General features: G+C 38.3%; 13 protein-coding genes. 8 read left to right on the forward strand and 5 right to left on the reverse strand.

Features of this window, described 5'->3' with window-relative positions; genetic code table 11:
* Nucleotides 1-16: 16 nt before the first annotated feature.
* Together porX and EKL98_RS17550 are read right to left on the reverse strand one after the other, a co-directional pair.
* Complete coding sequence (gene porX / locus EKL98_RS03215) at nucleotides 17-1,570, reverse strand: T9SS response regulator signal transducer PorX (RefSeq protein WP_126459428.1); 1,554 nt, start codon at nucleotides 1,568-1,570, stop codon at nucleotides 17-19.
* A 203-nt stretch (nucleotides 1,571-1,773) separates the two neighbouring features.
* On the reverse strand, nucleotides 1,774-1,947 hold the full coding sequence (locus EKL98_RS17550; protein WP_156063247.1) for a hypothetical protein: 174 nt from the start codon (nucleotides 1,945-1,947) through the stop codon (nucleotides 1,774-1,776).
* Nucleotides 1,948-2,161: 214 nt separating this feature from the next.
* Here EKL98_RS17550 and EKL98_RS03220 point away from each other — a divergent pair, with 214 nt between their 5' ends.
* The 8 genes from EKL98_RS03220 to EKL98_RS03255 all read left to right on the forward strand — a co-directional run bounded on the left by EKL98_RS03220 (nucleotide 2,162) and on the right by EKL98_RS03255 (nucleotide 8,888).
* The gene (locus tag EKL98_RS03220; protein ID WP_126561543.1) at nucleotides 2,162-3,292 is read left to right on the forward strand and encodes an XdhC family protein; all 1,131 of its coding nucleotides are present in this window, start codon (nucleotides 2,162-2,164) and stop codon (nucleotides 3,290-3,292) included.
* Nucleotides 3,293-3,294: 2 nt separating this feature from the next.
* Entirely contained in the window at nucleotides 3,295-4,275 is a 981-nt protein-coding gene (gene moaA, locus EKL98_RS03225) for a GTP 3',8-cyclase MoaA (protein ID WP_126459434.1), read from the forward strand.
* Entirely contained in the window at nucleotides 4,275-4,862 is a 588-nt protein-coding gene (locus tag EKL98_RS03230) for a nucleotidyltransferase family protein (RefSeq protein WP_126459437.1), read from the forward strand. Before moaA ends, EKL98_RS03230 begins: the two co-directional genes overlap by 1 nt.
* Nucleotides 4,859-6,037 carry a molybdopterin molybdotransferase MoeA gene (locus tag EKL98_RS03235; protein ID WP_126561544.1) on the forward strand — a complete coding sequence of 393 codons (1,179 nt, stop codon included), beginning with the start codon at nucleotides 4,859-4,861 and terminating at the stop codon, nucleotides 6,035-6,037. The genes EKL98_RS03230 and EKL98_RS03235 overlap by 4 nt, the downstream gene beginning before the upstream one ends.
* Nucleotides 6,038-6,092: 55 nt before the next feature.
* Complete coding sequence (locus EKL98_RS03240; protein WP_126451535.1) at nucleotides 6,093-6,827, forward strand: sulfite exporter TauE/SafE family protein; 735 nt, start codon at nucleotides 6,093-6,095, stop codon at nucleotides 6,825-6,827.
* A 285-nt stretch (nucleotides 6,828-7,112) separates the two neighbouring features.
* The gene (locus tag EKL98_RS03245) at nucleotides 7,113-7,340 is read left to right on the forward strand and encodes a MoaD/ThiS family protein (RefSeq protein WP_126553358.1); all 228 of its coding nucleotides are present in this window, start codon (nucleotides 7,113-7,115) and stop codon (nucleotides 7,338-7,340) included.
* 1 nt (nucleotide 7,341) lies between these two features.
* Nucleotides 7,342-8,448: a HesA/MoeB/ThiF family protein gene (locus EKL98_RS03250; RefSeq protein ID WP_126553356.1), complete on the forward strand. Its 1,107-nt coding sequence runs from the start codon at nucleotides 7,342-7,344 to the stop codon at nucleotides 8,446-8,448.
* On the forward strand, nucleotides 8,448-8,888 hold the full coding sequence (locus tag EKL98_RS03255) for a molybdenum cofactor biosynthesis protein MoaE (protein WP_126561545.1): 441 nt from the start codon (nucleotides 8,448-8,450) through the stop codon (nucleotides 8,886-8,888). Before EKL98_RS03250 ends, EKL98_RS03255 begins: the two co-directional genes overlap by 1 nt.
* A 46-nt stretch (nucleotides 8,889-8,934) precedes the next feature.
* Here EKL98_RS03255 and EKL98_RS03260 read toward each other — a convergent pair whose 3' ends face one another.
* The 3 genes from EKL98_RS03260 to EKL98_RS03270 all read right to left on the reverse strand — a co-directional run bounded on the left by EKL98_RS03260 (nucleotide 8,935) and on the right by EKL98_RS03270 (nucleotide 13,086).
* Nucleotides 8,935-10,074: a cysteine desulfurase family protein gene (locus EKL98_RS03260; RefSeq protein WP_126561546.1), complete on the reverse strand. Its 1,140-nt coding sequence runs from the start codon at nucleotides 10,072-10,074 to the stop codon at nucleotides 8,935-8,937.
* 181 nt (nucleotides 10,075-10,255) lie between these two features.
* Nucleotides 10,256-12,421 carry a xanthine dehydrogenase family protein molybdopterin-binding subunit gene (locus EKL98_RS03265; protein ID WP_199736780.1) on the reverse strand — a complete coding sequence of 722 codons (2,166 nt, stop codon included), beginning with the start codon at nucleotides 12,419-12,421 and terminating at the stop codon, nucleotides 10,256-10,258.
* A 41-nt stretch (nucleotides 12,422-12,462) separates the two neighbouring features.
* On the reverse strand, nucleotides 12,463-13,086 hold the full coding sequence (locus EKL98_RS03270) for a hypothetical protein (protein WP_126553352.1): 624 nt from the start codon (nucleotides 13,084-13,086) through the stop codon (nucleotides 12,463-12,465).
* Nucleotides 13,087-13,123 lie beyond the last annotated feature (37 nt).

Here is a 13,123-nt window from a genome sequence, read left to right on the forward strand (position 1 = left end):
AACGGATACTGACTACTTATTTTGGGTTAAAAACCAAAAATGGAATAATCATTTCTTCTAATGAAATACCCCCGTGCTGATACGTATTTTTGTAATAACTCACATAATGATTGTAGTTGTTGACATAGGCCAAAAATAAATCATTTTTTGCAAAAATATACGAACTGCTCATATTTATGGTAGGCAAACCAATATTTTTTGGTTCTTTCACAGCATAAACATCTTTGTGTTCGTATGTCAAACTGCGTCCGGTTTTATACCGCAAGTTCAAACTAGTGTTTTTGTCACCTACCACTTTCGATGGGTTTTTTACGTTTATCGTTCCGTGATCCGTGGTCAAAATCAATTTGAAACCCATTTTTTGAGCTTGTTGAATGATTTCTAAAAGTGGAGAATTCTTAAACCAGCTCAAGGTCAGCGAACGATACGCTTTATCATCAGAGGCCAGTTCTTTTACGACATCCATCTCTGTTTTGGCATGGGAAAGCATGTCTACAAAGTTATATACAACAGTTACTAAATCATTATCTTTTAGTGCTTTAAATCCCTCTGATAATTTTTTTCCGCTGGCAAGACTTGTTATTTTAAAATAATCTTCCTTGATATTCAAACCCAATTTTTTTAGTTGCGCCGTCAAAAATTCGGCTTCAAAAAGGTTCTTTCCGCCTTCTTCCGGGTCGTTTTTCCAGTATTTCGGAAACTGTTTTTCCATTTCCAGCGGGGTTAAACCTGAGAAAATAGCGTTTCGCGCATATTGTGTGGCCGTAGGAAGAATAGAATAGTAAGGCACTTCTTTTTCCAGTTTATAGTAATTTCCTACTACACTTTCAAAGGTTTTCCACTGGTCATAGCGCAGGTTATCAATTACGACAAACAAAATAGGCTTGTCTTTTTTCTGGAGTTCAGGAAGCACTAATTCTTTGAATAATGTGTGCGATTGAACCGGTTTATCGGCCTTTGGAGCAAACCAATCCTCATAATTGCGCTCTATGAATTTTCCAAACTGGGAATTGGCTTCTGTTTTCTGGGATTCCAAAATTTCAATCATACTCTGATCATCGATATTTTCCAATTCCAGTTCCCAAAAAATCAATTTTTTGTATAACTCAACCCAGTCTTCATAGGAATTCACCATCGCCATTTCCATGGTGATTTTTCTAAATTCTTTCTGATAATCCAGCGTTGTTTTTTGAGAAATCAATCGGGAATGATCCAGATTTTTCTTCAAACTCAACAAAATCTGATTTGGATTCACGGGTTTGATCAAATAATCGGCAATTTTTGACCCTATGGCTTCCTCCATAATGTATTCTTCCTCGCTTTTCGTAATCATAATCATGGGAACCGAAGATTTTTTCTCCTTCATTTCTGACAGCGTTTCCAAACCACTCATTCCAGGCATATTTTCATCCAGAAAAATAATATCAAAATTGTTTTCTTCAAAAATTCCAATGGCGTCAAGTCCGTTGTTACAGGTCGTAACCTCGTAATTTTTCTTTTCCAGAAATAATATATGTGGTTTCAAAAGGTCGATTTCATCATCTACCCAAAGTATTTTTATTTTATCCATAAGTTGTAGTAACAGGTGTTCGAAAGAACTAAATTAAAGTGGCAAATTACATTTTTTTGGAATTGCTATCTGCTAATGTTATTATAATTTTTTAACATATTTACGTTATAATTTTTAAAATTACAATTCACTTTAATTCTGTTTTAAGTTAATTTTTTGGTGTACCTAATCGTTCGTAAACTCCGTCCGGGTCTGACTGTACGCTATATTTTAGATGAAATTTGAGCTATATAATACATGTGTTTGGTATTGTTTTCGCCTAATCTAATGGCAAATTTATCATTTAAAACCAGCACACCACTTACCGTGTTATCTAAAAACTCCTTCGTGACAGGCTTTTTTAACCTAGATTCGTTGTGAATAGGTTTGATATCCATAATAAATTGATTAAATTTCGGAATTGATTAGTCAATCGGAGCGGTACATTAGGCTCGTATTGCTAAAAAATTGAAACTGATGGTTATACAATTGAATGTGATATTCTGTTGTACGATACTCCATTCATGTTGTGTATCGCTTACTCTGTTATTTCTTTTATTTTTAAGAGAAAATATTTTAAAAACAGAATCTAAGCCGTTAAAAAAAAGACTAATGAAAGAAGTTACAGATATTTTAAAAGCCTATTCAACAGCCAAAGCGAGTGGAAAAAAAACAGCATTGGCAACAGTGGTCAAAGTAGAAGGCTCTTCTTACCGTCAGCCGGGCGCACGCATGCTTGTAACAGAAGACGGTATTTTGACCGGTGCTATTAGCGGCGGATGCCTTGAAGGCGATGCCTTGCGAAAAGCACTGCTGGCCATACACCAAAAACAAAATAAGCTAATTACCTACGATACCAGTGATGAAAGCGATTCTGATTTTGGAGTGCAATTAGGATGCAACGGAATTGTCCATATTCTTTTTGAATACATCGATGAATGTGCAGTATGTAATCCGATTTACTTGTTGGAACAATCGGTAGCAGAACGCAAAGAAGCCGTGGTTTTGACCTTGTTTTCCTTGGAGCGGAATACTGTACAAATAGGGACTGTATTAGTGTACCGAGAAGATCTGGTGATTAGTCAAAGAACTGATTTAAAGGCATTGCATGTAGCTTTCAAGGAAGTACTTTATAGCAAATCATCGATTATAAAAAAAATACAGCTAGAAGATCATGAACATGAAGCTTTAATCGAATACATCCCACTCCCAGTTTCGCTAGTACTTGCCGGTGCAGGAAATGATGCGCAACCATTAGTAAAAATGGCTAATTTATTAGGTTGGGAAGTACTTGTAGGTGACGGAAGAGCAACACATTCAACCGCAAAACGTTTTCCAGAAGCCAAGCAAATACTTGTAACCAAGCCACTGCAATTAGTAGAAAACAGCAGCATTGACTCCCGGACTTTCTTTGTCCTGATGACGCATAACTACAAATATGATCTGGAAGTTTTAAAATTGCTTTTGGAAACTGATTGTATTTACATCGGAATATTAGGTCCAAAGACAAAACTGAACCGCATGTTTGATGATTTGAGCGCCGAAGGAATTGTGGTAACTAAAGCACAGCTGGATCGAATCTATGGTCCGATAGGCCTTGATATTGGTGCGGAAACATCAGAAGAAATAGCGCTTTCTGTTGTAGCAGAAATAAAAGCAGTGATGGAAGGAAAAACGGCGAACTCGCTCAAACACAAAAAAAATAAAATACATCCTGCTACGAATGGGATTAAAAATACTTGATTATGATAAAAGACACATTCGGACGCGTTCACGACTATCTCAGGATTTCACTGACTGATAATTGCAATCTACGCTGTTTTTATTGCATGCCAGAAGAAAATTATGCCTTTGCACCAGCCTCTAAATTAATGCAGGTTGAAGAGATCGAAACCATCGCCAAATTATTCGTGGCCAATGGCGTAAAAAAAATTCGCCTGACCGGAGGCGAACCTTTGGTACGAAAAGACGCTCCACGGATTATAGAATCTTTGGGAAAATTAGGAGTTGAACTCGCTATTACTACCAATGGCGTGCGGATAAATGAAATGCTAGACGAGCTTTTAGCGGCAAATATTAAGGCGATAAATATCAGCTTAGATACTTTGCAAGCCGATAAATTTTTGAAAATTACCCGAAGAGATTTGTATCATCGTGTCAGAAGTAATATCGAATTGCTGTTGCAGCACGGGATTCGTGTGAAAATAAATGTGGTTGTGATGAAAGGCCTCAACGAGAACGAAATTCTGGATTTTATAGCACTGACCCAACACAATACAATCGAAGTACGGTTTATCGAATTCATGCCTTTCAGTGGTAATAACTGGACGAGTAACCAGGTTTTTACCCTGCAAGAGATTTTGTTGAAAGTCGCTTCAAAATATGATGTCCTTCCGGTGCAGCCCGAACCCAACGATACCTCAAAAAAATATATGATTCCGGGTCATGTGGGTTCCTTTGCTGTAATTAGTACAATGAGTTCTCCTTTTTGTGAAACTTGCAACCGCATGCGACTGACGGCTGATGGAAAATTAAAAAATTGCTTATTCTCTAAAGAGGAAACCGATTTGCTTGGCGCTTTACGTGCCGGTCAAGAAATTTTGCCTTTGATAGAAGACACTATTATGGCTAAGGCCAAAGCTTTAGGAGGTCAATTTAGTGGCGTTTTTGAAGATATAGATGCCAGTAAACTTAAAAATAGAAGTATGATTACAATAGGCGGCTGATGGAAAATAAAACAGGAATAGTACTATTGGCAGCGGGGAGTTCCTCGCGCTTGGGTCGGCCCAAACAGTTACTTGAATTTAATGGTAAAACCTTACTTTTTCATACTGTAGAACAAATACTCGAAGTAAGCACTAAAGCGATTGTTGTAATGGGTTCAAAGAACACCGCTATTGAAAAAGAAGTTAATTCGGTTTTAATTTGCCGAAATCCTGATTGGCAAAAAGGCATGGGGTCTTCGATAAGCAAAGGCTTGGAGGAGTTGCTGCTTGTTAATTTAGACATTGAGCACTGCATTTTGGCCGTTTGTGACCAGCCTCATATTGATGCTGCTGTTTTCCGCAGTTTAATTGAAAAGCATAAAAAAACCGGAAAAGGTATTATTGCCTCTAGTTATGCCAATACGATGGGAACTCCCGTTTTGTTCAGCAGAAAATACTTTACTGAGCTAATGCAGCTTTCTGGTAATGCCGGAGCCCGAAAAATGATTGAAAAATACAAAAAAGATGTGGCCAGCATTCCCTTTGAAAAAGGGGCTGTTGATATCGACACTATAGAAGATTACGAACAACTGATCCATCCCAAATGATTTCTGTAAAAGAAGCAAAACAACTAATTATGGGCGCAGCTTTGACAAAAAAAAGTGAGCTCGTCGCACTCCAATATGCTCATGGACAAGTGACCGCAAGAGACATTCGAGCCATGATAGACATTCCAAATTTTCATCAATCTTCCATGGATGGTTATGCTATCAAATATGAAGATAAGGACAGTCTTCTTACCATTATAGGAGAAATGGCGGCTGGTACGAGTAGACAACTGGTACTTAATAAAGGTGAGGCTACGAGAATATTTACCGGCGCTCCTTTGCCGGAGGGAGCTGATACCGTAGTAATGCAAGAACGGATATGCCTTGAAAACGGAAAACTACTAGTTGAAGACCAGACACTTTTGAAAGGAGCAAATGTAAGACTAAAAGGAGCAGAGGTTGAAAGCGGAGTCATTGCCATGGCGGCTGAAACTTATCTTTCCCCGGCAGCAGTAGGCTTTCTAGCCGGAATAGGCTGTGCGGAAGTTTGGGTATATTCACCTCCAAAAGTGGCTATTATCCTTACCGGAAATGAATTGCAAGAACCAGGTAGGCCTTTAGATTTTGGTCAGGTTTATGAAGCCAATTCCGTTCAGTTAAAAGCAGTTTTAAATAAAATTGGCGTCAGAGATATTACAGTACAAACTGCTGAAGATCAGATTGAAGTATTACAGGACGTTTTGCAAAAAGCGCTTGACACTCATGATATTGTTCTTTTGAACGGTGGCGTTAGTGTGGGCGATTATGATTTTGTGCCTCTTGTGGCGCAGCGGTGTGGTGTCGAGCAACAATTTCACAAAATCAAGCAGAAGCCCGGGAAGCCTTTGTTTTTTGGAACAAAAAAAGACAAATTGATTTTTGGACTTCCTGGAAATCCTTCGTCTTCGCTGACTTGTTTTTACGAGTATGTGTTACCAGTACTTGAAAATCGTATGGGCTTGACTAATAGCTTGACGGAAATTACCGCTAGGGTTACACATGATTATCCTAAAGCTTCGGGATTAACACATTTTCTAAAGGCCTCGTATAGCAATGGAACAGTAACTCCCTTGCATGCACAAGAATCTTTCCGTTTGCACTCTTTTGCTCAGGCGAATTGCTTTATTGTTTTGCCGGAAGAATCAAAAGGTTGCCTAGCCGGAGAAGAAGTTGCCGTTCATCTCCTGCCTGGATAATACTTGTTTCAAAAAAAACAATATTTTTACTATATATCCCTAACTCATTAAATGAATGTCTATAGAAGTATTTTACATAATTCTTTTTTTTGTTGCTTTCTTATATGCTTCGGTCGGTCATGGTGGTGCCAGTGGCTATCTGGCGCTAATGGCACTTTATGGTATTGCTCCTGAAGAAATGAAACCGACTGCTTTAGTGCTCAATCTTTTCGTTTCTATAACTTCTTTTTCACACTATTATCGCGGTGGGTTTTTCTCAAAGAAAATATTTATTCCAATTGCAGCAATGTCGATTCCCATGGCCTTTATTGGCGGAATGATTACCGTTGAAGAAACGGTTTACAAGCGAATTTTGGGAGTGTTATTGCTTTTTCCTATTCTTCGTTTTTTCTTTTTCAAAAATGTAGAAGATTGTCAATTGAGGCCCCATACTGTTTCCGTAGCAATTATTAGTGGAGGAATCGTGGGCTTGCTGTCGGGAATGATTGGTATTGGAGGAGGTATTTTGCTTTCACCCCTTTTATTACTGTTGCAATGGACCAATCAAAAACAGACTGCGGCCATAAGTGCGGCATTCATATTTGTGAATTCTCTAGCGGGGCTAGGTGGTATGCTCACACGAGGTATTACATTCACGGGAGATATGGCTCTGTTTGTTGGTGTAGCTTTGGTCGGAGGATTTTTGGGTGCTTATTTAGGTTCTAAGAAATTTAATGCTACTATTCTGAAATATGTACTGGCTGTAGTTTTGCTGTTGGCTTCCTATAAATTAGTGTTTTCAAAAGCTTAGTTATATGTAAATTAGGAGTAATTATATTCTTAATAGGTTTAAGTATAGATATAGGATTTTTAAAATTAATTTTGCTTAAATTCAGACACTAGTATTAATGATGATTTATGGCTCATAAATGTTTGATAATTCAGAATCACAACGCGTAATTAAAAAAATATTCAGAACGTTTAGCGGAATTTTGCATTAAGATGTTTTGGATAAAGATAGATTTATTGTAATTTCCCCAAACGCCCGTATTTGAAAAAATCATGAAAAATAAGGCTTTGCAAATATTATCTACATATGAAAATTAAAATTATAGCATTTGGTTCGATTGCAGCGATTATGGGAAAAGAAATTTGCCTGCACGCTACTGACATCGTGTCTATGAAAGAAGCTTTAGAGCAACTTTTTCCAGAATTGTCGGATCGTAAATATGCGGTAGCAGTCAACATGAAATTAGCAGGAACAAATGTTTTATTTGGTCAAAATGATACGGTAGCACTTATGCCACCTTATTCAGGAGGATAATATGGAAAATTATAACGCCCGATATTCCCGCCATTATTCACTTCAAGATTTTGGAACTAAAGGACAGCAAAAACTGGAGAAAGCCAAGGTGCTTGTGATAGGAGCAGGTGGTTTAGGATGTCCCGTCTTGCAGTATCTTGTTGCCTCTGGGATTGGTACCATTGGCATTGTAGATCATGATATCATATCCTTAAGCAACCTGCAACGACAGGTTTTATACACGACGGATGACATTGGTAAAGACAAAGCCACAGTTGCATGCAAAAGACTACTAAGCCTCAATCCTGAAATTAGTATTACGGGCTATGCCATTGCACTTAGTTCTAAAAATGCAATAAAACTCATCCGTGCCTATGATATTATAGTGGATTGCACTGATAATTTTGCATCCCGCTATTTGATAAACGATGCCTGTGTCTTGTTAGAGAAGCCTTTGGTTTTTGGTGCTATTTATCAATATGAAGGGCAAGTGGCTGTTTTTAATATTGAAGATGAAAATAAGAACAAGACGAACTACCGCCATTTGTTTCCTAAACCTCCAAAACCGGATGAAGTTCAAAATTGCAATGAAGCGGGTGTTTTAGGCGTTTTACCCGGGATCATCGGGTTGATGCAGGCTGGGGAGGTGATTAAATTACTTACAGGAATAGGGGAGGTATTGGTTAATAGACTCCTTACATTCAGTTTGCTTAATTATGAACTGTATGTCATTGAAATTAATATGGAAGTTTCCGTTTCTGATTTGATACCAAAAGATGAAATAACATTCGAAGCCACAGAATATAACTTGCTCTGCGGACTCGCAAGTACCGAAATTGAAACCCTTTCTGTTATTGATTTTTTAGACCAAGTTTCCAATAACGATACTATTGTAATTGATGTCCGGGAAAAGGACGAGCTTCCAAAAGCTGATTTCAAATATTGTGCTCTTCCCTTATCCGGGCTGAGTGAAAAAATTCCAGAAATTAGTGAACGTACGATTCTATTATTCTGCCAAAGTGGAAAACGTAGCTTGATAGCAGGGGCACTTTTATTAGAAAAATTTGGAACTACCAAAAAAATAAGCCACTTAAAAGACGGCATCAATGCATTAAAAGAACTTAAATAATGATCAAAAAAATCAAAAATATTTTCATTGAAGGAGCTATTCCTCCATTATTTATAGCAGATAGCATTGCAAAACATGCGACTAAAAAAAATATTGGAGCGCACAGTATTTTCCTGGGTCAGATTCGGGAAGATGTTGTTGATGGCAAAACAGTGAAAGCTATTGAATATAGTGCTTATGAAGCGATGGCGTTAGAAAAAATGCAGGAAATCAGGGAAGAGCTATTTTCTAAATATGAGTTGAGCTGTATGCATGTGCATCACAGTATTGGAGTGGTCAATGCGGGTGAAATATGCCTGTTTGTTTTCACTTCTTCTAAGCACAGAAACATTGCCATGGAAGCCTGTAATGAAATTGTAGAACACGTAAAAGCAGAACTTCAGATTTGGGGAAAAGAAATTTTTAATGACCAATCCCATCAGTGGAAAATAAATAGCTGAATTTAATTTTCGTACTTGGATTAAATCCGATTTAGAACATACTATTTTATGACTTTAATAGCCGTGTTAATTCGGAAACGGTAGCAATTGTCAATTCAATTTCTGCTAAAGTGGTGAATTTTCCTAAGCTAAATCGGATCGAAGATAAGGCATTTTCATTTGTAAGACCCAATGCTTTCAAGACATGTGAAGGTTCTGATGTAACAGCCGAACAGGCCGAACCATTAGAAACGGAAATATTTTGCAAAGCAAGAATAAGATTTTCAGAATTCACGCCTCGAAAGCAAATATTGGTCGTATTGTAAAGACGATTTGTTTGCGAACCATTGACAAAAGATGCGGGTATTTTCAATAGTTCCCTTTCAAGTAAGTCTCGCATTATTGTTATCCTATCTCTGTCCTTTTCCATTTCTAAGCTTGCAATTTCGCAGGCTTTGCCAAGTCCGATGATTCCCGGAACATTTAAAGTACCGCTTCGTTTGCTGTTTTGCTGACCACCTCCAGTGATTTGACCCGTTAATTTTGCTTTTATTTTTTTGGAAACAAATAATGCACCGATGCCTTTTGGTCCATAAAATTTATGTGCAGAAAGAGACAGAAGGTCAATGCCTAAATCAACGACATTAATTGGAATTTTTCCTATAGCCTGAGTGGCATCGCACAGGAAATAGGCTTCTTTAGATTTAGCAATTTCCCCGATTTTTTTAATATCCTGGAGTGTCCCCGTTTCGTTATTTGCCATCATGACAATTACTAGTGCAGTTTCTTCGGTCACGGATGCTGTAAGAAGGTCTAGGTCTAAAATACCATCCTTATTGACGCCTAAATAGCTGATTTTGTATCCGATGGTTTCTAGGTGAAGGCAAGTATCCAAAACGGCTTCGTGCTCTGTAATTACAGTAACAATATGTTTGCGTTTTTCGTTTGCAAGTCCTTTGATTGCAAGATTTATTGCTTCTGTTGCACCTGAGGTAAAAATAATGTCGTTTGGTTTTGCTTGAATTAGTTCCGCTGTTTGCCATCTGGCCTGTTCGACTGCTTCTTTCACCGTTAATCCAGCCAGGTGGCTACTGTTTGCATTGGCATAAAAATTAGTGAAATAGGGAAGCATGGCATCAAGCACCCGATCGTCAATACGCGTTGTTGCATTATTATCTAAATAGATTTTTTCTTGGATAAGTGTCATTTAAACTAGTATTGTAAAGTAGGTTTTATGCTTATTTAGTTCTTTTGTGAGTTTTTAAGAATCTGCTTTTGCGGAGCATAGGAATTAAAAAAGAGCTTGTAATTGCTATCACCCTTAAAGGTAAAAAATTTAGCCAGAATCATTTTGAAGTTTTAACGATTCTGGCTAAAAAAATAGGGCATTATACCGTTGCCAGACTAAATGGTAATTTTCGTATTCTTTTGCCTGTCAGGTCAAAAATGGCATTTGTCAACGCTGGTGCAAAAGGAGGAAGACCGGGTTCTCCAACTCCGCCTGCATCTTCTTCATTGTCTATAATATACACTTCTATTTGTGGAATATCCGTAATACGAGGCATTGGGTAATCATAAAAATTATTTTGTTCTACTATACCATCCTTAAATGTTATTTCATGTATTGTTGCCGCACCCAGACCCATGACGATGGAACCTTCAACCTGCGCGCGAATAATATCCGGATTTACATACCAGCCACAATCTATGACGGCCCAAACATTATCTATTTTTACACCTCCAGAGGCGTTTTTTGAAACTTTTACAATGTGTCCTACCGTTGATTTGAAACATTCAGTGATGGCTACACCATAGCCTTCATTTTTACTTCTTTTTTTCCAGCCGGAGACTTCTTCCATTTTGTCAATTAGTTTTTGGCATCTCTCATCCTGTAGATGAGCTCTTCTAAAATCCAGCGGATCCGCGCCAGCTTCTACAGCCATTTCATCCATAAAACTTTCAAACGCAAATCCGTTTGTAGAAGCATACACTGAACGCCACCACATTGTTGGTAGTGGTGTTTCAAAGGGAACATCTGAAATGCTTAAATTTTTGATACTCGCATAATAGGGTTCAAGGAATCCTTCGCTGGTACTATCATTAGGAACGTCTTTCTTTCCTCCACTCCAGTGGTCGTTATTTTGGCCTGCCATTCTAAATTTAAGCGCTTCAATTTTCCCGCCTTTTACTACACCTTCACAACGATAAGAGATTCCTGGTCGGTAAGGGCCCTGCTTAAGGTCATCCTCTCGTGTCCAAACTACCTGAACCGGAGCTCCAATTTCTTTTGAAATCAATACCGCTTCATGAGGATAATCGGTAAAGGCTTTTCTTCCAAAACCACCACCGAGGAAAGTCATATTTACAATTACCTTTTCTTTTGCAATTCCCATTTGGGTGCTTATAAAATCCTGAACCCATCCAGGTGCTTGAATCGGACCCCAAATTTCTACAGTATCTCCTTGGAAATTGGCAATACAATTCAGCGGTTCCATACAGCTATGGGATTGGTATGGGGTCTGGTAGATTACATCCAGTTTCTTATTTGATTTTTCTATGATTGCAGTAGGATCACCTTGAGATTTAAGAGGCAATCCTTCCTTCGTTTTTATAAATTCTTCCTGGCGTTTGAATATTTCGGGACTGTTTACATGTTCAAATCCAGTATCATCCCATTCAACTATTAAAGCCTTTTTCCCCTGCATCGCTGCCCAAGTCGAATCAGCCACAACGGCGACTCCTTCCCGAATGGTATTGTGGACCATCATTTTTACCACAAAAATCTGTTTTACCCCTGGTATTTTTTTTGCCACGGAATCATCAAAACTTTTTACTGTTCCACGAAGTCTTGGATTTCGTTCTACGGCTGCATAGAGCATGCCTGGAATCTTTTTATCGAGGCCAAAAATAGCAGTCCCATTTGTTTTCATGGGCGTATCCAAACGGTGTAATGGCTGGCGGATAAGCTTATATTCGGATATTTTTTTGAGTTTAGGATTTTTAGGAGCTTCTAATTTTGAAGCTTGGGTTGCCAGTTCACCATAGTGTTTCTTTTTGCCAGAAGGCCTGTGAATAACATGTCCTGCTTCGGCATAGCAATCGTCAACGGATACATTCCATTGGAGCGCAGCTGCGGCAATCAGCATTTCACGTGCCGTGGCGCTCAATTTTAGTAATTTTTTGTACGCGGATCTTATGGTTGAGCTACCACCAGTAATCTGGTTTCCGTATTTTTTTTCATTTCCTTGGGCAAATACTACGTCTATATCTTTTAAATTCACTTCTAGTTCTTCGGCTATAATTTGCGGAATGGAATGATAGGCACCCTGACCCATTTCGGCACGGTGACTAACTATGGTTACTTTTCCGGAGGTATTGATGAGTATCCAGGCGCACATTTCAATATCAGCTGCTGTTAAATCGGATGGTTTTATTAAAGTTGGAACTGTATCGCCGGGTAAATAAAACCCCATACAAAGAGCAGCCCCACCCAAACCAGTAAGTTTGAGAAAGCTTCGTCTTGTATTTACTAAATTGTTTTTTGAATCCATCATACTTTAGAAATTATTTATTTTACAATACTCTGGTTTAGAAATTATTTGGCGGGAGCATATGCACCGTTATTTAGCCATGTCAGCCATTCTTTTTTAAACTCTGCATGGGTCAGTGGCGGTAGGCTGCGCCCTTCGCCCGGATTCCATCCTGCAAGAACAAAAGCATCATCAGCATGTTTTTTGAGTTTATTAATATCCATATGTCCGTTTTTAGATGGATCCATTAATTGTTTTGCCAGCTGGTGAGCTGTTCTGCCTTCAAAAACCATTTTCATATCAGCAGGTGGCAAGTGCCAGTCTGAATTTCCTGGTGGCGTATGTAATCCAGGTGTATTTTTAGTTTGGTGGCAATTTGTACATTTCATGGCATATAATCCTCTTCCGTCAATACCGCGTTTAGGAGCCATGACATGTAAATGACTGTCTTCTCCTTGTAAAGGAACGTCACCAATAGGGTGGCAGTTCACGCAACGGGGACTCATTAAAACTTTATAAACCTTTTGGAATGCTTTTACAGAGGCAATGCTGTCCTTGATGATTACAGTAGGATTAATATTTATATATTCACTTTCATTCTCCGGTTTTAGTGTCCAGCCCAATGCAACTACACTAACGAGCAAAAAAAAGAGAATAACAGCCGTTTTATTTTTTTGGAATGAAGCCATAGTAAATTGATTATTTTAAGAGAGGAATATCCTATAA

This window comes from Flavobacterium bomense (assembly GCF_003970355.1).

What these genes read in the sequence shown, in the direction of transcription:
- porX (WP_126459428.1), bottom strand. Translation starts at nt 1,570, where the DNA reads ATGGATAAAATAAAAATACTTTGGGTAGATGATGAAATCGACCTTTTG.
- EKL98_RS17550 (WP_156063247.1), bottom strand. Translation starts at nt 1,947, where the DNA reads ATGGATATCAAACCTATTCACAACGAATCTAGGTTAAAAAAGCCTGTC.
- EKL98_RS03220 (WP_126561543.1), top strand. Translation starts at nt 2,162, where the DNA reads ATGAAAGAAGTTACAGATATTTTAAAAGCCTATTCAACAGCCAAAGCG.
- moaA (WP_126459434.1), top strand. Translation starts at nt 3,295, where the DNA reads ATGATAAAAGACACATTCGGACGCGTTCACGACTATCTCAGGATTTCA.
- EKL98_RS03230 (WP_126459437.1), top strand. Translation starts at nt 4,275, where the DNA reads ATGGAAAATAAAACAGGAATAGTACTATTGGCAGCGGGGAGTTCCTCG.
- EKL98_RS03235 (WP_126561544.1), top strand. Translation starts at nt 4,859, where the DNA reads ATGATTTCTGTAAAAGAAGCAAAACAACTAATTATGGGCGCAGCTTTG.
- EKL98_RS03240 (WP_126451535.1), top strand. Translation starts at nt 6,093, where the DNA reads ATGTCTATAGAAGTATTTTACATAATTCTTTTTTTTGTTGCTTTCTTA.
- EKL98_RS03245 (WP_126553358.1), top strand. Translation starts at nt 7,113, where the DNA reads ATGAAAATTAAAATTATAGCATTTGGTTCGATTGCAGCGATTATGGGA.
- EKL98_RS03250 (WP_126553356.1), top strand. Translation starts at nt 7,342, where the DNA reads ATGGAAAATTATAACGCCCGATATTCCCGCCATTATTCACTTCAAGAT.
- EKL98_RS03255 (WP_126561545.1), top strand. Translation starts at nt 8,448, where the DNA reads ATGATCAAAAAAATCAAAAATATTTTCATTGAAGGAGCTATTCCTCCA.
- EKL98_RS03260 (WP_126561546.1), bottom strand. Translation starts at nt 10,074, where the DNA reads ATGACACTTATCCAAGAAAAAATCTATTTAGATAATAATGCAACAACG.
- EKL98_RS03265 (WP_199736780.1), bottom strand. Translation starts at nt 12,421, where the DNA reads ATGATGGATTCAAAAAACAATTTAGTAAATACAAGACGAAGCTTTCTC.
- EKL98_RS03270 (WP_126553352.1), bottom strand. Translation starts at nt 13,086, where the DNA reads ATGGCTTCATTCCAAAAAAATAAAACGGCTGTTATTCTCTTTTTTTTG.